17 protein-coding genes and 1 pseudogene are annotated in these 19,306 nt (G+C 69.4%); 7 read left to right on the top strand and 11 right to left on the bottom strand.

Features of this window, described 5'->3' with window-relative positions; genetic code table 11:
* The first annotated feature begins 144 nt into the window (after positions 1 to 144).
* The gene (locus NJ376_RS14150) at positions 145 to 1,110 is read left to right on the top strand and encodes a type 2 periplasmic-binding domain-containing protein (protein ID WP_252953925.1); all 966 of its coding nucleotides are present in this window, start codon (positions 145 to 147) and stop codon (positions 1,108 to 1,110) included.
* Positions 1,111 to 1,357: 247 nt separating this feature from the next.
* On the opposite strand, the gene NJ376_RS14145 is transcribed toward NJ376_RS14150, so the two are convergent.
* The 7 genes from NJ376_RS14145 to NJ376_RS14115 form a co-directional block, all read right to left on the bottom strand.
* A complete protein-coding gene (locus NJ376_RS14145; protein WP_252953924.1) occupies positions 1,358 to 2,758 on the bottom strand; it encodes a TIGR03013 family XrtA/PEP-CTERM system glycosyltransferase in 1,401 nt (466 codons plus the stop codon).
* Between the two features lie 475 nt (positions 2,759 to 3,233).
* The gene (locus NJ376_RS14140; protein WP_252953923.1) at positions 3,234 to 3,986 is read right to left on the bottom strand and encodes an ABC transporter ATP-binding protein; all 753 of its coding nucleotides are present in this window, start codon (positions 3,984 to 3,986) and stop codon (positions 3,234 to 3,236) included.
* Entirely contained in the window at positions 3,967 to 5,772 is a 1,806-nt protein-coding gene (locus NJ376_RS14135) for a branched-chain amino acid ABC transporter ATP-binding protein/permease (RefSeq protein ID WP_252953922.1), read from the bottom strand. Before NJ376_RS14135 ends, NJ376_RS14140 begins: the two co-directional genes overlap by 20 nt.
* Before the next feature lies 1 nt (position 5,773).
* Positions 5,774 to 6,631, bottom strand: a complete 858-nt coding sequence (locus tag NJ376_RS14130) for a branched-chain amino acid ABC transporter permease (RefSeq protein ID WP_252953921.1) — start codon at positions 6,629 to 6,631, stop codon at positions 5,774 to 5,776.
* Between the two features lie 23 nt (positions 6,632 to 6,654).
* Positions 6,655 to 7,851 carry an ABC transporter substrate-binding protein gene (locus tag NJ376_RS14125; protein WP_252953920.1) on the bottom strand — a complete coding sequence of 399 codons (1,197 nt, stop codon included), beginning with the start codon at positions 7,849 to 7,851 and terminating at the stop codon, positions 6,655 to 6,657.
* A gap of 43 nt (positions 7,852 to 7,894) precedes the next feature.
* Entirely contained in the window at positions 7,895 to 8,977 is a 1,083-nt protein-coding gene (locus tag NJ376_RS14120) for a mandelate racemase/muconate lactonizing enzyme family protein (RefSeq protein ID WP_252953919.1), read from the bottom strand.
* Positions 8,974 to 10,098: a mandelate racemase/muconate lactonizing enzyme family protein gene (locus tag NJ376_RS14115; protein WP_252953918.1), complete on the bottom strand. Its 1,125-nt coding sequence runs from the start codon at positions 10,096 to 10,098 to the stop codon at positions 8,974 to 8,976. Before NJ376_RS14115 ends, NJ376_RS14120 begins: the two co-directional genes overlap by 4 nt.
* Before the next feature lie 124 nt (positions 10,099 to 10,222).
* Between NJ376_RS14115 and NJ376_RS14110 the strand changes: the two genes are divergently transcribed.
* On the top strand, positions 10,223 to 11,119 hold the full coding sequence (locus tag NJ376_RS14110; protein WP_252953917.1) for a LysR family transcriptional regulator: 897 nt from the start codon (positions 10,223 to 10,225) through the stop codon (positions 11,117 to 11,119).
* Positions 11,120 to 11,409: 290 nt separating this feature from the next.
* Here NJ376_RS14110 and NJ376_RS14105 read toward each other — a convergent pair whose 3' ends face one another.
* From NJ376_RS14105 to NJ376_RS14090, 4 genes are read right to left on the bottom strand one after another with little or no spacing between them, the layout of a single operon-like run.
* Positions 11,410 to 11,592 carry a hypothetical protein gene (locus NJ376_RS14105; protein WP_252953916.1) on the bottom strand — a complete coding sequence of 61 codons (183 nt, stop codon included), beginning with the start codon at positions 11,590 to 11,592 and terminating at the stop codon, positions 11,410 to 11,412.
* Positions 11,593 to 11,624: 32 nt separating this feature from the next.
* Positions 11,625 to 12,236, bottom strand: a complete 612-nt coding sequence (locus NJ376_RS14100; protein ID WP_252953915.1) for a hypothetical protein — start codon at positions 12,234 to 12,236, stop codon at positions 11,625 to 11,627.
* Positions 12,233 to 12,388, bottom strand: coding sequence for a hypothetical protein (locus NJ376_RS14095; protein WP_252953914.1), 156 nt, complete (start codon positions 12,386 to 12,388; stop codon positions 12,233 to 12,235). Before NJ376_RS14095 ends, NJ376_RS14100 begins: the two co-directional genes overlap by 4 nt.
* A gap of 59 nt (positions 12,389 to 12,447) precedes the next feature.
* A complete protein-coding gene (locus NJ376_RS14090) occupies positions 12,448 to 12,660 on the bottom strand; it encodes a hypothetical protein (RefSeq protein ID WP_252953913.1) in 213 nt (70 codons plus the stop codon).
* Positions 12,661 to 12,681: 21 nt separating this feature from the next.
* Between NJ376_RS14090 and NJ376_RS14085 the strand changes: the two genes are divergently transcribed.
* The 5 genes and pseudogenes from NJ376_RS14085 to NJ376_RS14065 form a co-directional block, all read left to right on the top strand.
* The gene (locus tag NJ376_RS14085) at positions 12,682 to 12,924 is read left to right on the top strand and encodes a hypothetical protein (protein ID WP_252953911.1); all 243 of its coding nucleotides are present in this window, start codon (positions 12,682 to 12,684) and stop codon (positions 12,922 to 12,924) included.
* A 426-nt stretch (positions 12,925 to 13,350) separates the two neighbouring features.
* Positions 13,351 to 14,973 carry an amidase gene (locus NJ376_RS14080; protein WP_252953910.1) on the top strand — a complete coding sequence of 541 codons (1,623 nt, stop codon included), beginning with the start codon at positions 13,351 to 13,353 and terminating at the stop codon, positions 14,971 to 14,973.
* Positions 14,974 to 14,978: 5 nt separating this feature from the next.
* Positions 14,979 to 16,634, top strand: a complete 1,656-nt coding sequence (locus NJ376_RS14075; RefSeq protein ID WP_252953909.1) for an amidase — start codon at positions 14,979 to 14,981, stop codon at positions 16,632 to 16,634.
* 173 nt (positions 16,635 to 16,807) lie between these two features.
* Positions 16,808 to 18,430, top strand: coding sequence for an ABC transporter substrate-binding protein (locus tag NJ376_RS14070; RefSeq protein ID WP_252953908.1), 1,623 nt, complete (start codon positions 16,808 to 16,810; stop codon positions 18,428 to 18,430).
* A gap of 116 nt (positions 18,431 to 18,546) precedes the next feature.
* Positions 18,547 to 18,979, top strand: a pseudogene (locus tag NJ376_RS14065) (transposase); the annotation flags it as partial.
* Positions 18,980 to 19,306: the final 327 nt, after the last annotated feature.

The following is a 19,306-nucleotide window of genomic DNA, read 5'->3' as shown; positions in this document are numbered from 1 at the left end:
AATGGAGATTATGATCACTTTTTCGTCACGACTTCCATGCGTGGACGCGGGGGCTGGCTTGGCAGACGGCAGGGCCTGCAATGGCGCAGGCCCTGTCCGAATCGCTGGCGCCCTTGCGCCGCAGCCCGACGGGATGAGCCGCCCATGACGTCCGGGACCATCGCGCTGAGCCTCGCCTGCGTCGCAACCGACCGGACCCGGCCGATCCTGGACGGCCGCGTCAGCATCCCGGGCGTCAACCTCACCCCGCTGCCGGGAGAGCCGGAGGACATCTTCCGCCGGGCGCTGCGCGACCGCGCCTTCGAGGTGACGGAGCTCTCCATGGGCTCGCACATCGTCACCACGGCGCGGGGCGACAGCCCCTATGTCGGCGTGCCCGCCTTCCTCTCCCGCGCCTTCCGCCACGCCGCCATCACCATCCGCACGGATCGTGGCATCCGCAGCCCGGCCGACCTGGCCGGCCGGACCATCGGCCTGCCGGAATACCAGCAGACGGCGGCGCTCTGGGTCCGCGGCATATTGCGGGAGCACTACGGCGTGGATACGCGCGGCATAAGCTGGCGCACCGGCGATGAGCGCGTGCCCATCACCCTGCCGCCCGGCGTCGATGTCCAGCCCCTGGGCCGGGACCCCGCCGAGGCGCTGGCCAGCGGCGCCGTCGATGCGCTGATCTCCCCCCGCCCGCCCACCTGCCTGACGGAGGGCACCGCCCCGGTCGCCCGCCTCTGGACCGATACGCGCGCCGAGGAGATCGCCTGGCACAAGGAAACCGGCTTCTTTCCCATCATGCACTGCCTCGCCGTGCGGAAGGACGTCGCCGAGCGCCATCCCTGGCTGCCCCTCGAGCTGCATCGCGCCTTCCGCAAGGCGCGCGACCTGTCCCTTGCGGAGCTCCGGCTCACCAACGTGCTGCGGGTCTCCCTGCCCTGGATCGCCGACGCCTATGCCGAGCAGGCGGCGATCATGGGCGGCGATCCCTGGCCCTATGGCTTCGCCCGCAACCGCGGGGAGGTGGAGGCGATGATCCGCTTCGCCGTGGCCGATGGCCTCGCCGTCCGGCCGATCCCGCCGGAAGCCCTTTTCCACCCCAGCACCCTCGCCGAGGCCTGAGTCGGCCCGCCGCCCATGCCGATCCTCCTACACCTCCCATAGCTGCGTGGGATTGGCCGGGTCGTGCCGTGCCGCCCGGCCTCGCGCCACCTTCGGCTACGGCATGACTCGGCCATGCCCGAAGCGCCTTCCCTCTCGGCGGCAGGGAGGCGGCCGCACCCATCATGGCACCGGGGCTCTCGCCGCGGCTGTCGTTGGCCCAGCTCCTCGCCAGCCCGGCCGCTGCGGCAGGCGCGGGCAGCCGCCGCTACCGCACCCCGGCCCCCGGCCACAGCACCACGCGCAGCGTCTGGGCCAGGATCAGCAGGTCGAACAGGAAGCCCTGATTCTTCACGTAGTGCAGGTCGTAGGAGAGCTTCGAGCGGGCATCGTCCAGCGAGGCGCCATAGGGGTAGTTGATCTGCGCCCAGCCGGTCAGCCCTGCCTTCACCAGGTGCCGCTCCTCATAGAGCGGCAGGGCCTCGGCCAGCTTGCGGGTGAATTCCGGTCGCTCCGGCCGCGGCCCCACCAGGGACATGTCGCCGCGCAGCACGTTGAGGAGCTGCGGCAGCTCATCCAGCCGCGTGCGCCGCAGGAAACGGCCGATGCGGGTAATGCGCGGATCCTGTGCCTCGGCCCAGACCGCGCCGAAGCGCTCCGCGTCGCGGCGCATGGTGCGCAGCTTCAGGATCTCGAAGAGCCGCCCGCCCTGGGTCACGCGCTTCTGCCGGTACAGCACCGGCGCGCCGTCCTCCGCCAGCACGGCCAGCATGGCGGCCAGCAGGAAGGGTCCGGTCAGCAGCAGCAGCACCAGGCTGGCGGTCACGTCCAGCAGCCGCTTCAGCGCCAGGTCGATCGGCCCGAAGGAGAAGCCGTCGTTGAAGACCAGCCAGCCCAGCTCGATGCGCTTCACGTCGATCCGGCCGATCTCCTTCTCAAGGAAGCGGTGGTATTCCTGGACCGGGTAGCCGGCGGTGCGGCAGGCCAGCAGCGCCATCATGTCCAGCCCCCGCCGGTCATCCGGCGCGACCACGATCTGCTCCGCCCTGGCCCGCCGCGCCATGCCGAGGAATTCCGCCCCGGCGGGCAGGATGAGGTTGTCCGGATTGGCGGCCAGGCGGGGATCGATCTCCCCCATGCCCGGCGCATGCACGAAGGTCACCTCGTAATTCAGGGTGCGGCCTTCGCGCTGCAGCAGCAGTGCCAGCTCCCAGGCCCGCTGCCCGGCACCGATGACCAGCAGGCGCCGGCGGAAGGCGCCGCGGCGGCGCAGCACGAAATGCATCACCCGGGAGGCGAAGCCGGCGCTGACGAAGGCGGTGAGGGCGGCCAGGAGCAGCCCCGCCCCGGCCGGGCCGCCGAGGGGTGGCGGCAGCATGGCGGAGGCAAAGGCGACGGAGAGCGCCGCCAGCACCGCCGCCAGCGGCGCCCGGCCCATGGATTTTCGCGTCTCCACCAGCGCGTCCCGGCGATAGAGGCCGAGGGCGTAGAGGAAGAGCAGGTAGCAGGCCGGGTAAAGCAGCAGGGTGAAGGGGCTGGGCCGCGTCCCATCCGGCAGGCTGCCCAAGGCCACCAGCAAGGCGGCAGGCCAGGCCAGGGCGGTGAGGCCGGCATCCAGCAGCAGCAAGGCCGGTCCGGCGGTCAGTCCTGGGCGGGTGGTCGTGGCCATGGCGGGTTGGGGGTCCTTTCGGCGCCCGCACAGTCTAGCGTGTTTTTGTTGAAGGAACCTCTCCGGCGGCGCCTACAGGTTGTAGGCCCCACCTCGGCCGAGGGGCGCCAGCCACACCCCGCGGCGGGAGCCCTGCCGCATGGCGGAGGCCGACCGCCGGCGGCGGACCGTCCATTCAACGGGCGGGGGCGGCGAGACCGCCCGGCCTGCGGAGGGCTTCCGGATGCCAGGCCCCAAGCCATGCCGCGCCTGCCTATCGGGCTGCCCCCGGCGGCCCGGCCGCATGGCAGAGGCCGGCATCCGGCGGAGCGGCACCCCCGGTGAAGCAAGGTCGGACCATCCCGGCCTTCGGGGGCTTCGGGATGCCGGCCCAACGCCATGCCGCGCCGGCCAACCGGGCCCCGCATGGCGGCAGCGCCGGACCGGCCCCCCACCCGCGCCGGGACCGGCCCGATACTACGGCCGCCGCCGCCCGTCAGGCATGCAGCGCCGTCGGCACATCCTCGCCGAAATAGGCCCGCTCCAGCCGATGCGGCAGATCCTCCTCCTTCGCGTCGGCCGCCAGCACGATGCGGCCCTGCGCCATGGCATAGACGCGGTGGGAGACGGCCAGCGTCTTCTCGATGAGCTGCTCCACCAGCAGCACCGAGGTACCCTTGGCGCAGAGCTCCCGTACCACCCCCAGCACGCGGTCCAGCAGCACGGGGGAGAGGCCGGCCGAGGGCTCGTCCAGCATCAGCAGCTTGGGCCGCCGCACCAGCCCCTGCGCCACCGCCAGCATCTGCTGCTGCCCGCCGCTCAGCGCGCCGCCGCGGTCCCGCCGCTTCGCCGCGATCTCCGGGAAGAAGGCCAGCGCCTCCTCGATCCGCGCCGCCCGCTCCCCGCGCGGCAGGTCGTAGCCGGCGAGCTCCAGATTGTCGGCGACCGAGATCTGGGTGAAGACGCGGTGCCCCTCGATCACATGCACCATGCCGGCGCGGGCGGCGTCCCGCGGGCTGGCATTGGTCAACGCCTGCCCGTCGAAGGTCACGCTACCGGCCGTCACCGGCAGCAGGCCGGAGAGGGCGCGGAGCAGCGTCGTCTTGCCCGCGCCATTGGGGCCGAGCAGGGCCACCACCTCGCCCGCGCCGATGCCGAGTTCCACGCCGTGCAGCACGGCGATCTTGCCATAGCCGGCCTCGAGGCCCCTGACCTCGAGCAGGCTGCGCTCAGGCGCCGAGATAGGCACTGACGACCTCCTTGTGCACGCGGATCTCGGCCGGCGTTCCCGCTGCGAGGACCTTGCCGAGATTGAGCACGGTCACCTGGTCGCAGATGTCGAAGATGAGGTCGGCATGATGCTCCACCAGCAGCACGCCGGTGCCATGCCGGCTGATGCCACGGATCAGCGCACCGAGCCGGCGGATCTCCTCGGTCGAGAGGCCGGCCGCCGGCTCGTCCAGCAACAGGAAGGCGGGGCGGAGCATCAGCGCGCGGGCGATCTCCATGAAGCGCAGCTCACTGTGCTGCAGCCGGTCGGCGCGGGCCTCGGCCAGGCCGGCAAGGCCCACCGCCTCCAGCGCCAGGCGGGCGCGGGCCTCGAATTCCCGCTCCTCCTGCCGCTGCCGCGGCAGGGCCAGCAGCGCCTCGGCGAAGCCCGTCCTGCCGTCGGTCGTGCCGCCGATCATGACATTCTCCAGCACCGAGGCCTCGCCGATCAGCCGCGGCGTCTGGAAGGTGCGGGCGATGCGCAGGCCGGCGCGGCCCTGCGGCTTCCCGGCCGGCAGGGGCGCCGGGCCGATCGCCATGCTGCCGGCCTCCGGCCGGTAATAGCCGGAGATCACGTTGAGCGTCGTCGTCTTGCCGCTGCCATTCGGGCCGATGAGCCCATGCACCTGGCCGGGCGTCACCTCCAGGTCCACGCCGTCGATGGCGCGCACCCCGCCGAAGGCGAGCACGATGCCGCGGAGGGTGAGCGGCGCCGGCACCTCCCGCCGGCCGAGCAGCGCGTCCAGCGCCGCCGGCTGGGGGCCGATGACCCGGTTCTCCGGCAAGTTGCGCCGGTTGCGCGGGTCGATCAGCGCGGCGATGCCGCCCGGCATGGCGAGCACGATGACCAGCAGCAGCGCCGCGTAGAGGAAGGTGGACCAGGCGGCCAGCGGTGCCGCGATCTCCGGCAGCACCGTCAGGATCGCCGTGCCAAGCAGCGGCCCGAGGATGGAGCCGCGGCCGCCGATCAGCACCGCGATGAAGAAGAGCAGCGAGAGGTCGAAGGTGAAGGCGTCCGGCGTGATGTAGGTCTGCAGCGTGGCGAAGAGCCCGCCGGCCATGGCCGCCAGCGCGCCCGCCAGGATGAAGACCAGCACCAGCAGCTTCGGCTTGTGGATGCCGGAGGCCTCCGCCGCCACCTCCGCATCCCGCACCGCGACCAGGGCGCGGCCGAAGCGGCTGCGGGCGATATTGGCGGTGAGCCAGGTGCAGATGGCGGCGAAGCCGAGGCAGAAATAGAGGAAGCCCCAGGTGGTGTCGAAGGGCGCCGGCAGCATCGGACCGGCGATGCCGATGCCGCCCCCCGTCACGTCTTGCCAGGCCAGGGTGATCTGGGTGACGATGGTGGCGAAGCCCAGCGTGGTCATCGCGAAGTAGAAGGTGCGCAGGCGCAGCGCCGGCAGGCCGACCACCACGCCGAACACTGCGCCGGCAAGCCCCGCCACGCCCAGCGCGGCGAAGGCCGGCAGCGGCGGGAGGACATTGCCCGCAGCCAGCACGCTGGTGGTATAGGCGCCGATGGCCAGCAGGGCGACATAGCCGATGGCGAGCTGCCCGGCATAGCCGACGATGAGGTTCAACCCGGCGACCAGCACCCAGTAGATCGCCATGCGGGTGGTGATCAGGCCCCAATACTCGTTGCCCGTCAGCGGCATGGCCAGGCCGATGGCGAGCAGCAGCAGGAAGGGCCAGAGCGGCCTCAGCGGCCCCGCCAGCCTTGCCGCCGCCGCCGCGCGCGGCGGTGCGGTCCCGGTCGTCGCATCCATGTCAGACCCTCCGCGCCGCCTGCGCGCCGAACATGCCCTGCGGCGCGGCGAGAAGGACGATGATGAACAGCGTGAAGACGGCGACCGAGGAGAAGATGCCGCCGACCAGGAAATTCGCCGCCTGCTGGAACAGGCCGAGCAAGAAGCCGCCGATGACGGCGCCGCGGTTGTTCCCGAGCCCGCCCAGCGCCACCGGGATGAAGCCGTAGAAGTTCAGCAGCGGCCCATTGGCGAAGAAGGCGAGGAGGAGCTGCCCGCCGGCGAAGCCGGCCAGCGCGCCGATGGCGCCCGCCAGCGCATAGCTGGCGATGCGCAGGTTGCGCTCCGGCAGGCCGAGGGCGCGGGCGGCGAAATTGTCCTCGGCGATGGCAACGAAGGCGCGGCCGACCAGGGTACGGCGGTAGAGATATTCGAGGCCGAGGATGGTCAGGATGCAGACGGCCACGGGCAGCCAGTATTTCTCGTCCCAGATGCCGCTGCCGAGGTCGAGCAGGCGGGGGAAGGGCTGCGGCTCGGTGCTCCATTCCATCGCCGTCATGTGCTGGATCAGCAGCGCGACGGCGAGGGTGGTCAGCACGTAGAGGTGTTGGTCGAGGCTCTTCAGCACCGGGCGGACGGCGACGATTTCCGTCACCACGCCGATCAGCGCGCAGCAGGCCAGGGTGAGCACCAGGGCGGGCAAGATGGGCAGGCCCAGGCGCAGCGTGAAGAGCGAGCCGAAGACGCCGCCGAGCATGCCGAGCTGCCCGGCGGTGAAGCTCATGACGCGGGAGGTGGCGAACATCGTATTGTAGGTGATGCCGATCAGCGCATAGACGGCGCCGACCGCCAGCCCCGAGGCAATGATGGAAGCGAGCATCTTTCTCCTCCCGCGCCGCCGGCTCAGTAGCCCGGGGCCAGGGCGAAGGCGCCGTTCTTCGCGGAATTCGCCGCGGACATCACGACCTCCTCGGTCGGGTAGCCGTTATGCTGCGTCGGCGAGTAGGTATAGGTGCCGTAATAGCCGGGATAGGCCTTCAGCCCATTCCAATGCTCGATGATCGCTTCCTTGGCGGTCGAATTGCTCGCCTCCACCGCCTTGGCGATCAGTTCCACGGCGTCGATCGCCGAGGACACCCACCAGAGCAGCGAGTCCTGCAGGTTCACCTTGCCGGCCAGGCGCCGCACCAGTTCCGCCGTGCGCGGCGGCAGGTTGCCGGAGGCGTCGTAGGAGCAGCTCTTGTAGCCGATGGCGTAGACCTTCTCCCAATTCGCCGGGCGCTCCACCAGGCTGCCGACCTCGCCGGAGGACATGGCGGGATGGCCGACGAAGGGCACGTCCCAGTTCATGTTCGCGCGGGTGTTGAGCAGCCGCGCGATCAGTCCGGTGGACACCGACCAGAAGACGATGGCCTCGGCCCCGGCATTGCGGGCGCGCAGCATGTCCGGCGTCATGTCCGGCTGGGTGGCGTCGATATTCGCCTTGTACACCACCTCCGCCTTGTCCCGCTGGAAGGCGGCGACCGACGCGTTTACCGCGCTGACGCCATAGCCCGTGGTGTCGCCGATGACCGCCACCTTCTTGGCGTTGACGCGGGTCAGGCAGTAGCTGCGCACCGCGTCGTCCCACTGGGTGTTGGACGGGGTGAGGCGGAAGGCATTGGGATAGCGGCGCTCGTCGATCAGCGTATCGACGACGCAGGGGTGGATGTTCGGCATCTTCGCCCGCGCCATGATGGCGGTGACGGCCAGGGATTCGCCGGAATTGGTCGGCCCCCAGATGGCATGGACGCGGAGCTGGCTGATCATCTCCTGCGTCGCGTTCACCGCCTTGGTCGGGTCGCCCTGGGTGTCGCGGGTGATGATCTCGACCCGGCGGCCCTTCACGCCGCCGGCGGCGTTGATGGCCTCGGCGGCGAAGAGCACGCCGCGATTGAAGCCGATGCCGGGGGCGGAGCTGGGGCCGGTGAGGGCGGCGAGCCAGCCGATGCGGATCGGCTCGTTCTGTGCCAGGGCGGGGGTGGCCAAGTGGGTGCTGAAGGCGGCGCCGGCGGCGAGGCTGGTGCCGCCCAGGGCCAGGGCGCGGCGGGTGATGGTCATGGCGGTCTTCCTCCGGTGGCGATGGGCCGCTGCGCCGCGGCCCTTATGATTGCAGGTGGCGAATGTAGTCGCGGTTCAGGGTGAAGCCCCAGCCCGGGCGTTCCGGAACCAGGGCGTCGCCCGCCTCGAATTCCAGCGTCTCATCGTAGAGGCGCGAGAACCAGGGCATGTATTCGAGGTAGATCGCATTCGGCAGCGCGCCGAGGACCTGGATGCTGGTTTCCGGGAAGAGGTGGCTGGAGACGGCGATGTCGTGGCTCTGCGCCATATGGCCGATGCGCATGAATTCGGTGACGCCGCCGGCACGCTGCAGATCCGGCATCAGGATGTCGGCCGAGCGGAGATCGAGCATGCGGCGGAAGCCGTAGCGGGTGTATTCCGTCTCGCCGCTGGCGATCGGCGTGTCGAGCTCTGCCGCGACGCGGGCGAGCCCTTCGAGGTCCCAGCAGGGCAGGGGCTCCTCGAACCAGGTCAGGCCGTAGGGTTCGATCATCCGGCCGAGCCGGGTGGCCTGCGCTTCCGTCAGCCCCTGATTGGCGTCCGCCATCAGCGCGATGTGGGGGCCGATCGCCTCCCGCACCGCCCGCACCCGCGCCGCATCCTCCGCCGGGTCGGGCTTGCCGAGGCGCATCTTCACGGCGCGGAAGCCCTGCGCGACGAAAGCCTGCGCCTCGGCCACCAGCTCCTCCACCGTGTGGGAGAGCCACAGCCCGCCCGAGTGATAGGCCGGCACCCGGTTCCGTGCGCCGCCGAGCAGGCGGTAGAGCGGCAGCCCCGCCGCCTTGCCGAGCGCATCCCACAGCGCGCCGTCGATGGCGGAGATGCCCATCACCGCCACGCCCTGATGGCCGATGAAATTGATGTCCTTCCAGGCGCGCGCCCAGAAGCCGGCGATGTGCCCGGCATCCTGCCCGACGACCAGCTCGGCCAAGCTGTCCACCATCTGCCGCAGCACCGCGGTGCGGCGGTTGTTCAGGGTGAAGATCAGGTTCTCGCCGGTGATCCCCGCATCGGTGCGAATGGTCGCCAGGATGACGCCGAACTGGGCGATGGCGCCGAGCGCGCTGCCCAGGGGCTTGTCGAGCGGCAGGACGACCGGGGTCGTCTCGAGGGCGGTGACCTTCATGACGGCGTCCTCGCCGCGGTGCGCGTGGGCGGGGCGGAGAGATAGCGGGCGAGGATTGCCGGATCCGGGTCGCAGCCGAGGCCCGGGCCCTGCGGCACGGTCACCTGACCGTTCCGCGCGCGCACCCAGGGGTCGAAGGGGTTGGCCTCCATCTCCAGCCACAACACCTCGACCAGCGGCCGCTCGCAGAGGGCGGCGGCGATGTGCAGGGTGGCGACGAAGCCCGGGCCGAAATAGGGGCAGTGCGGCACCACCTCCACGCCCTGCGCCTGGCAGAAGCGGAAGACCCGCAGCATCTCCCCGATGCCGCCGACCTTCGTCACGCTGGGCTGGGCGATGTCGATGGCACCGGCCTCCACCAGCGCCTTGAAGCCGAAGAGGCCGGCGGTGTTCTCCCCGGCGGAGAGTGGGATGCCGTGGCGGCGCAGGCTGGCGAGGCCCCGCGAATCCTCGGGCGGCCAGACCGGCTCCTCCAGCCAGTAAAGGCCGTCCCCGGCCAGGGCGGCGGCCATGTCGCGCGCCACCGGCGGCGTCCAGGCGCAGTTCACGTCCAGCATGATGGCGGCGTCCGGCGCCGCCCGCTTGGCCGCCAGCACCGCCTCCCGCGTCAACTCGTGCAGCTTGATGTGGCGGTAGCCGGCCTGGCGCGCCTCGGCCGTGTTGCGCGCCACCAGCGCCAGGTCGTTGCCGTAGGAGAGCAGGCTGGCATAGGCCGGCAGGCTCGCCCGCTCACGCCCGCCGAGCAGCGCCCAGACCGGCATGCCGGCGCGCTTGCCGAGCAGGTCCCACAGCGCGATCTCGATGCCCGAGATGGCGTAGAGATGCGGCCCGTTGCGGCCGAGCAGATGCGTCGCATGCATCAGCCCCCGGGTCAGGGTTTCGATCGCCTGCGCATCCCGGCCGAGCACGAGCGGCGCGACGGTGGTGTCGAGCGCCGCCTTGGTCGCGGGGATGGCGGCATGGCCGAAGGCCTCTCCCCAGCCGACGAGTCCATCCTCGGTCTCCACCCGCACCAGCAGGATCTCGAGCTTGTCCCAAGGCCGGCCGGCAAAGAGTGGATGCGGGCCGCCCATGGTGAAGGGCAGGGCGACAACGGAGGTTTCGACGGAGGTGATGCGCATGGACATTCCTGCGGCGCCCCATTCCCCCTGTCGGCGGGGGCTTATCGGGCGCGGCCAGAGCATCCTGCGCGCCTGTCGGAATAAGCTCAACCCCTCGGCTCTTATGAGAATATAAGAAGAGCTGATGCGCTTGACCTATCGCCAGATCGAGGTTCTCCACGCCGTTGCTCGCCACGGCACCGTCACCGCGGCGGCGGAGGCGCTCGGCATTTCCCAGCCCGCCGTGAGCATGATGCTGCGCGAAAGCCAGGCGGTCGCGGGCTTCCCCCTGTTCAGCCGGCGCCGCGGCCGGCTGCATCCCACCGTGGAGCTCAACGTCATCCTCCCGGAGGTGGAGCGGGTCTTCCAGGGCGTGGCGCGGATCGACCGGCTGATGGACGGCATCCGGGAGATGACGGTCGGCTCCGTGCTGGTTGCGGCGACGCCGACGCTCGCGGACCATTTCCTGCCGCGCGCCATCGCCGCCTTCCGGCGGTCCCGCCCCGGCATCCAGGTGGCGGTGCAGACCATGGACAACACCGCGGCGGTGGAGGCTGTGGCGCGGGAGCGGGTGGATCTCGGCTTCGTGCTGTCGCCGCTGCTGATGGGGGAGGTGCAGGTGGCGATGCTGGACGAGACCGAGCTGGTCTGCGCGGTGCCGGCGGCGCATCCGCTGGCCGGGCAGGGGAGCGTGACGGTGCGCGACCTGCTCTCCTGGCCGCTCATCGGCGTGGGGCGGGGGTTGCCGCTCGGCGATCTGGTCGATGATGCGTTCCGGGCGGAGGGGCTGCAGCGGCGCATCGCGATCGAGGTGACGCAGACCTCGGTGGCGCTCTCCCTGGTGCGCGCCGGGACGGGGGTGGCGATCGTCGATCCCTATGTGGCGATGAGCGGCACGCCGCCTGACCTGGTGCTGCTGCAGCTTCGTCCCCGGGTGGCGGTGGGAGCCGCTGCCATCGTGCAGCGCGGGCGCACGGTGTCGCGGGCGGCGCGGCTGCTGCTGGCGACGGCGCGGCGGATCGCCTCGGCGGAGGCGAGGTAGGCGGATACAAGCCACGCCGACGGGCCCCGGCAGCACGGCTTTCGCCGCGATCACGAACGGCCAGGGGTGGTGTCCTACAGGAAGCTGGCGGAGAGGGTGTCCGACAAATACCTAGGAAATCTGGTGCTTCTGGGTGGAAGTTGTAGAAAACCCACGATTTGCCCCACACTTGTGCCATCGCGCTTCGGGTCGATCACTGATTGCTTCCGCTGCTTCGTGGAGTCGTGCCCGCAGCTCCTGACGTGCCAGGAACTGTGGGTGTCGGGGCGTCTGTGGCGCCGACCGCGGCGCTACTTGTCGGGCGTGCCCTTCAGGTGCTGGCCCAAAGCGATCATCTCCGCGGCTAAGCCGGCGATGGCGTTGGCTAGATCGCGCATACCGACGGAGCTGCCGCCGGTTGCAGCGGCCGACATCTTCGCTCGTATCTCAGCCAGGCGGTCGGCCATCCGCTGAAACTCCGAATCGTCCATCATGTCCTTTGCCCCTTGTCGGCTGCGCAAAGATATTAGAACCCGTTGCGCTGGGCCAGGGCGAGGAGCTGCATCATGCCGAGGCTGGTGGAGGTCATGCCGGCCTCGTCCGCCAGGTCCCGGCCGCCCTTGGCGTCGAGGAAGCGGGCGATCCGGTCCACGTTGGCTTGGAACTCCCCGCCCCAGATCCGCTGAAGCTGGGCTGTGGCTTCCTTCACCGTGGCCTGGCGCACCTCTGGGGGCGTCGCCTGCCATCTCACGGCGTCCCGCAGCGCGGTGTCGAGGCCGGCCTGGTCCATCCCCACCGAGCCGGCCATCTGGCGCACCACCGCCACCGCTCCGTCCAGCCCCTCCCGCGGCCCGAAGGCGGCAAGGTGCTCCTCGGATACCACCAGCCCGACCAAGCCGTTCAGCGCCGCTCCCTGGGACTGCGCGGGCGTGTCGCCGGGCGCGGAGGGGTGCTTGGCCTGGAACGCGGCGTTGCGAGCTGCGACGAAGGGCTGCCGCTCCCAGGAGAACGAGCTGTTGAAGGGGTGCTTCGGGTCGCCGAACCATCGGTTGGTTTCGGCGATTCGGGCGTCGATCATCTCCGGCGTGGCGTCCTCGGGCAGCGGCGCGGGCACGGGAAATGCGGCGGTGTCGCTCATGGCTGCTTGCCTCCTGCTGTTTCTGGATCGACGGGGAGGCGGCCGATCACGAAGAGGGGGCGCATCCCCGGCGCATGCCAGCGGCGCGCCGCGCCCATGAAGGCCTCGCAGGCCTCGGGGTTGGCCGCGATGACGGCGGGGATCGTCACCACGGGCGTCTCCGCTGGCGGCGGCGCGCGAGGGCGGCGCGCGGGGGCGCTCATCGGCGCCATCACTGCAGGATCCGCTTCGCGCGGCCAACGGGGCGGAGCTGCTCCCCATGGTCTGGCGGCGTCACCCCGGCCCAGCGGTAGACCACCACATGGTCAACACCGGCGGTTTCCTGCTGCCGCGCCATCCAGGCGTCGAGGGCGGCGCCGCGCAGGTCATCCGGAGCCCAGAGGTAGAGGGTGTTGCTGGGGCTCGCGGTGAGCCTAGCCTGCATCTCTGCAGCCATGCGACGCAGGTGGCGCGTCGTCGTCATTGGGGTATCGAGAACCGCCTGCACTGGGTGCTCGACGTCGACTTCCACGACGACCCGATGCGCCTTCGAACCAACCACGAACCTAAAAACATGGCCGCCATCAAACGCATGGCCATGAACCTCATCCGCAGCACCGCCGGAGAAGACAGGCGCAAGAGCCGACGCAAGGCCGCCGTCTGGAACCACGACTATCTCCGCTCACTCATCACCAGAACCACTCTCTGACCTTCAAGCGATCCCCCTGCCTCACGCCCAGCCGGTGTTGACGCGCGTGAACCGCTCCTGCACAGTTTTGGGAAGATTGCACTGCCGGGAGTACGCCAGCGCGCCGCCTAGGGCCCGAAACCCAAGGAGAGTGGATGCGCTGCCAGTCAACAGATACCGTCGTTGCAGGCGGGGTAGGTGATCGGAGCCGCAGGCCCGATGCCGAAGCGGCCCGTCCGGCTTATCGTTGCGTAGGCGTTCGTCCATGATCGGACCGTCGTCCGCAACCCCAGCGCTGCCCCGCCGCGGCTTCGCCATCCCCATTGCCACCACAATGCGCCCAACCCGGACGTCCACGCGAGCGGGTTCGGGGATCGGCCTGCGCATCACGCAAGGGGTTGCCCAGGCACCCGCCTGCGACAATGACCATTCGCCGGAGAACCGGGTGTGAACGACCTGCACTATCTCACCATAGCCGAGGCGGCGCAGCGTATCGCCGCACGCGACCTCTCGCCGGTGGACCTCACCGGCGCATTCCTCGACCGGATCGCTTCGGTCGACGGGGCATTGAACAGCTTCATCGCCGTGACGGCGGACCTCGCCTTGGCTGCAGCGCGGCAGGCCGAAGCGGAGGTCATGGCCGGCCGCCACCGCGGCCCGCTACACGGCGTGCCCTACGCGCTGAAGGACATCTACGAAACAGGCGGCATTGCCACCACCGGCCATTCCGCGCGCTGCAGGGACCACATCCCGGCCGACGACGCGCCCGTGGTGGCGCGGTTGCGCGAGGCGGGTGGCGTGCTGCTCGGCAAGCTGGCGACGCATGAATTCGCAACCGGCGGCCCTTCCTGGGATCTTCCCTGGCCACCCGCGCGCAACCCGTGGGACCTCACGCGCTTCCCGGGTGGTTCATCCTCCGGCTCGGGCGCTGCGGTTGCAGCAGGCCTGGTGCCCGGCGCAATGGGTTCCGATACCGGCGGCTCCATCCGCCTGCCTGCCGCTTTCTGCGGCACGGCGGGCATCAAGCCGACCTATGGCCGGGTCAGCAAGCGCGGCGTGCTGCCGCTATCCTTCACGCTCGACAATGCCGGCCCGCTCGCCTGGACGGTGGAGGACTGCGCCATCATGTTGCAGGCCATCGCCGGCCATGATCCGCTCGACCCGGCGAGTGCTGAGGTGCCGGTGCCAGACTATGGCGCTTCCCTGCGACAAGGTGTGAGAGGCCTCCGCATCGGCCTGGTCCGCCACTGGTACGAGACCGAGGGCAGGGCCACCGCTGAGGTTGTCGCCGCGATGGACACCACAGCGGAGGTATTGCGATCCCTCGGCGCCGAGGTGCGCGAGGTCACGCTGCGGCCACTCGCCGAGTACCAATCCTGCATGCGGCTTATTACCCTGTCGGAGTCCTTCTCCATTCACGGTGACCGGCTGCGCGAACATCCCGGCGACTACGGCGAGGTCTTCCGCTATCGCATCATGCCGGGCGCCTTCGTTCCTGCCACCGACTACGTGCAGGCACTGCGGCAGCAGCGCATCCTCGCGCAGGGAATGTTCGACGCCCTGCTTGATGTGGATGCACTCATCACGGCCTCCACATGGGGCGAGGCGCCGGAGATGGCGGCGATGCGGGCGGAGGCGAATTTCGCGTCACCGCCGCTGACCAACCCGTTTAACGTGTCGCAGCTGCCTGCGCTCTCGCTGTGCAACGGCTTCTCCGCCAATGGCCTGCCGCTTTCCATGCAGATCGCCGGCAGGGTCTTCGACGAGGCGACCGTGTTCCGTATCGGCCATGCCTATGAGGCGGCGACGTCCTGGCGCGCGCGGCGCCCAGCAGTGCCTGCCACACCCGTGCGCGACACGCCCGTGGACCAGGCCGCACCGCCGCCGCCGGAAGCGACACGAGCAACCTATGCGACGCTCGCTACACAGGCTGCCCTGCCGCTAGACGCGCGGCAATTCGCCCAGGCCTGCGAGGCGATACCACATGTAGAGGCTATGGGCGCCGCCATACCGCGCACCCTGCCCTTCGGCGCCGAGCTTGCCACCACCTTCGCCTTCGACGGGGAATGACCGAAATGCCCGACACCGCCCCCGCCGCGCTCTACCACCTGACGATTGCCGAGGCCGCGCGCTTCATCGCGGCGCGGAAGCTTTCGCCGGTTGAGCTGACCCGTGCCTTCCTGGCACGGATCGAGGCGGTCGATCCGCAGCTCAATGCCTATCTGCTGGTGGCCGCGGAACAGGCGCTGGACCAGGCGCGCCGGGCCGAGAGTGACATCATGGCTGGCAATCACCGCGGCCCGCTGCACGGCATCCCCTATGCGCTGAAGGACATCTACTGCACGGCAGGCATCCGGACGACCGGCCATTCGCGCAGTGCGCAGGACTTCGTGCCTACCGAGGATGCCGACACGGTGGCGCGGCTGAATGCGGCAGGTGCCGTGCTGCTCGGCAAGCTCGCCACGCATGAGTTCGCGCACGGCGGACCAAGCTTCGACCTGCCCTGGCCGCCGGCGCGCAACCCGTGGGACCGCGATCGCTTCACCGGGGGGTCGTCATCCGGCTCCGGCGCGGCGGTGGCGGCGGGGCTCGCCATGGGCGCGCTCGGCTCCGACACCGGCGGGTCCATCCGCAATCCCGCGGCGCTTTGCGGCTTGGTCGGGCTGAAACCGACTTATGGGCTCATCAGCAGGCGAGGCATCTGGACCAACAGCTTTTCCTTCGACCATGCCGGCCCGATGACCTGGACCGTCGAGGATTGCGCGCTGATGCTGCAGTCGCTCGCCGGCCATGACCCACTCGACCCCGCCAGCGCGTCACGGCCGGTACCGGACTACCTTGCCGCCCTGACCGGCGACATCCGCGGCCTGCGCATCGGCCTGCTGCGCCACCAGTTCGAGGTGGAGGTGCCAGTGCCCCCGGTGGTGCGGCAGGCGATGGAGGCGGCGCTGGATGTCCTTCGCGGCCTCGGCGCCGAGGTGGAGGAGGTGCGCATTCGCCCAGCGCAGGACTACGCTGATGTGAAGATAATCGGCGCCGAGAGCGAGCTCTACGCAGTGCATGAGGCGGCGCTGCGGGCTCATCCCGGACTGTTCGGCGACGATTTCCTTGGCCGATCCCTCGCCGCCGTGTTGATTCGCGCCGAAGATTACGTGAACTCCCAGCGCGAGCGGCGCGCCATGGTGGCAGAGGTGAAGCCGCTCTGGGCACGCTACGATGCGCTGATCACTGCCGGCCCGGGCCCCGCGCCCCTGCTTGATACCTGGCGGACGATCCAGTTCTGGCAGAAGGCGTCGCTGACCACGCCCTTCAACGTGCTCGGCGGCCCGGCACTCGCGCAGTGCATCGGCTTCAGTGCTGAGGGGCTGCCGCTCTCCATGCAGGTGATCGGCCGCCCCTTCGCCGACGCGACCGTGCTGCGCATCGCCGACGCCTATGAGCGTGCGACGCCCTGGCGCGGGCGGCGGCCAGCCCTCGACCAGGCGACATCCTCCTCCACGGCACTGCCGCCGATGCCTGAGCCGACGCCGGCGGAGATTCCGGCCGCTGAGCGTGACGGTATTGCGCTCGTCGCGCGCCGGGCGGGGCTGACGCTCGACGAACGTCAGTTCGAGCTGCTTTGCGCGGCGGCGCCCTATGTCGAGGCCATGGCCGGCCGGCTGCGCACGCCGCGTGGCTTTGCAGGGGATCCGTCCAACGTGTTCCGCTTCACGGGATACCGCGGGATCTGAAGGGCGTGCAGCACCGGACGGCACGAGGGACCGTCTGCACGAATGCGTCCGTTCCCGAGGAAATGTCAGGACCCACACTCGGTCCTCCCGGCTCCGCCGGCGTCTGGTGGCAACGCAGCACCAAGCGCGCGACCCAGGGTTGGCCAAGCCGTATGACAGGGAAAGCAACGTCAATGAATGATCCGACACGTCGAGACGCTCTGGGGCTTGGCGCCGCGCTGGCCGCCGGGGCCTTCGCGGCTTCGGCTTCGGCACAGGCGGCCTCCGGAGGTGAATTGCGCATCGGCATGACCCTGGCCGACATCCCGACCACGCGCGGTGCGCCGGATCAGGGCGGTGAGGGCATTCGTTGGATGGGGTTCACCATCTACGACTCGCTCGTCTACTGGAACCTGAACCAGGAGCAGTCGATCCCCGAAATCGTTCCTGCGTTGGCGGAACGCTACTATCCAAGCCCGGAAGATTCGAAGGAGTGGATCTTCGAACTGCGCCGTGGCGTGAAGTTCCACGACGGATCGCCCTTCAATGCCGACGCGGTGATCTGGAATATCGAGAAGCTGCTGAAGCGCGACGCGCCGCAGTACGATCCGCAACAGAACATGACGCTGTCCTTCCGCATTCCGAGCGTGAAGACCTGGCGCAAAATCGACGACTTCAAGATTGCCATCGGCAGTACGGCACCCGATGCCTCCATGCCGGACCAAGTGGTATTCCTGCACATCTCAAGCCCAGCTCAATGGCAGAAGCTCGGCGGATGGGACGGGTTCAGCCGCCAGCCTTCCGGTACCGGCCCCTTCCGCGTGCAGGAAATTGTGCCGCGACAACGCGCCGTGCTGGTGCGCAACGACGACTACTGGGATCAATCCCGCCGACCGAAACTGGATCGTCTACTGCTGCTGCCGATCCCGGACGCTAACATCCGCGTCGCCGCGCTGCTGACCAACCAGGTCAACTTCATTGAAGCGCCGCCGCCCGATGGCGTCCCGCGTCTGCGCTCCGCGGGGATGGTCATTAAGACCAACCCCTATCCTCATGTATGGCCTTACATCCTGCGGCAGTCCGGCGAGAACACGCCATTGTCCGATGTGCGGGTTCGCCAAGCGTTGAACCTGGCGATCAACCGCGAGGAGATGGTCGAACTCCTCGGTGGGATGGCCGAGCCGGCCCGCGGCATGGTCCTCCCCGACAGCCCCTGGTTCGGCAAGCCGAAATTCGAGGTCCGATATGACCCCGCTGCAGCGCGGCGGTTGCTGGCGGAAGCGGGCTATGGGCCAGGCAATCCGCTGCGCGTCAAATTCATGATCTCCGCCTCCGGCTCCGGCCAGATGCAGCCGCTGCCAATGAATGAGTTCGTGCAGCAGAACCTGCGGGAAGTGGGCGTGGACCTCAGCTTCGAGGTCGTGGAATGGAACGCCATGCGCGGCCAGCGCAGCAAGGGGCCACTTGACCCCAGCGCGCGGTCCGTGCACGCGCTGAACAACAGCATGGGCACCTCGACGCCCTTCGATGCCTTCGCCCGTCACTTCAGCTGCGAGGCGGCACCACCGCACGGGATGAACTGGGCCGGAGTCTGCGACGAGAAGCTTCAGGCGCTGCTCGATCAAGCTTCAAGCACTTTCGATACCGCTGAGCGCGACAGGATCGTTGCGCGGATTCACGAGCATGTCGTGGACAACGCCTACTGGCTTTGGGTTGTGCACGACGTGAACCCGCGTGCCCTACGGCCGGAGGTGCGAGGATTTTTCCAGGCGAAGAGCTGGTACCAGGACCTGACACAGGTCTACATCCGGCGCTGAGTGAAGACCAAGTCCGGGCCTTAGAGAACCGCACCGCCGCCGAAGCGGCGGTGGCCAGGGGCAGTGTCGCAGCGATCGATAGGACGAGAGCGGTAGTACCAGCGGCTCTGTTCGATGCCCAGGAGGATGACCCAGCCGCCCATGAGCAATGGCGCAGGGGTGGCCGATCAGGTCTGCCCCAAGGTGCCCAAGCTTGCCGCCCTAATGGACACCGCCCAGGAGGAGGTGCTGGCCTATATGCACTTCCCCGGCCCACCGGACCAAGTTGCACAGCACCAACCCGATCGAGCGACTCAACGGCGAGATCAAGCGCTGCCCCGACGTGGTCGGCATATTCCCGAATGAAGCCACCACCATCCGGCTGATCGGCGCCATTTGCTCGAGCAATCCGATTAGTGAGCCACCCAGCGCGCCCGCTACATGACCCTGGAGACCATCGGCGCCATCAGCGATAACGCCGCCGTCAGCCTGCCTGCCTGCCGTGGCCGCCTGACCAAGCGGCCCAGTCCACCCTGGAGCTGCGCTCCCACACCACGCAGTGGGAAATGACCGCTTCGCGTTGGCCGAAGCCTCGCCGCGTGATCATCGAAGGCATTCACCGCCTTAACGCCCATCCGCGGCACCATCCGGTTCAGCCTGAAGGCTGGCGCGCATCGCGGCGTGGCCGCCGGGATCGACCGGGCATCGTTCCCGAACGCGATGCAGGCAACGATGCCCCTCGGATGCAGGCACTGCACGATGCAACGACAGCGCAATCATGCATAGATTGGGCAGATTGCTGGCATTTATTCGCGCAAAATGATGGTGATTTAGCCAATTCTCGTCGCGGCGCGCGATTTTGCCTTTTCTTTCCGCAGATCATCGCGGGCCATCTGA

It is taken from the genome of Siccirubricoccus soli, assembly GCF_024178315.1.
Classification (GTDB): Bacteria; Pseudomonadota; Alphaproteobacteria; order Acetobacterales; family Acetobacteraceae; genus Siccirubricoccus; species Siccirubricoccus soli.
Note: the sequence above shows the minus strand (reverse complement) of the source record. Positions and strands in the feature narration are given on the sequence as shown.

Excerpts from the sequence above, each read along its gene's own strand:
- NJ376_RS14145 (WP_252953924.1), bottom strand. The coding sequence starts at position 2,758 with ATGGCCACGACCACCCGCCCAGGACTGACCGCCGGACCGGCCTTGCTG.
- NJ376_RS14120 (WP_252953919.1), bottom strand. The coding sequence starts at position 8,977 with ATGAAGGTCACCGCCCTCGAGACGACCCCGGTCGTCCTGCCGCTCGAC.
- NJ376_RS14100 (WP_252953915.1), bottom strand. The coding sequence starts at position 12,236 with ATGAGCGACACCGCCGCATTTCCCGTGCCCGCGCCGCTGCCCGAGGAC.
- NJ376_RS14130 (WP_252953921.1), bottom strand. The coding sequence starts at position 6,631 with ATGCTCGCTTCCATCATTGCCTCGGGGCTGGCGGTCGGCGCCGTCTAT.
- NJ376_RS14135 (WP_252953922.1), bottom strand. The coding sequence starts at position 5,772 with ATGGATGCGACGACCGGGACCGCACCGCCGCGCGCGGCGGCGGCGGCA.
- NJ376_RS14090 (WP_252953913.1), bottom strand. The coding sequence starts at position 12,660 with ATGCAGGCTAGGCTCACCGCGAGCCCCAGCAACACCCTCTACCTCTGG.
- NJ376_RS14110 (WP_252953917.1), top strand. The coding sequence starts at position 10,223 with ATGCGCTTGACCTATCGCCAGATCGAGGTTCTCCACGCCGTTGCTCGC.
- NJ376_RS14115 (WP_252953918.1), bottom strand. The coding sequence starts at position 10,098 with ATGCGCATCACCTCCGTCGAAACCTCCGTTGTCGCCCTGCCCTTCACC.
- NJ376_RS14070 (WP_252953908.1), top strand. The coding sequence starts at position 16,808 with ATGAATGATCCGACACGTCGAGACGCTCTGGGGCTTGGCGCCGCGCTG.
- NJ376_RS14150 (WP_252953925.1), top strand. The coding sequence starts at position 145 with ATGACGTCCGGGACCATCGCGCTGAGCCTCGCCTGCGTCGCAACCGAC.
- NJ376_RS14105 (WP_252953916.1), bottom strand. The coding sequence starts at position 11,592 with ATGATGGACGATTCGGAGTTTCAGCGGATGGCCGACCGCCTGGCTGAG.
- NJ376_RS14075 (WP_252953909.1), top strand. The coding sequence starts at position 14,979 with ATGCCCGACACCGCCCCCGCCGCGCTCTACCACCTGACGATTGCCGAG.
- NJ376_RS14125 (WP_252953920.1), bottom strand. The coding sequence starts at position 7,851 with ATGACCATCACCCGCCGCGCCCTGGCCCTGGGCGGCACCAGCCTCGCC.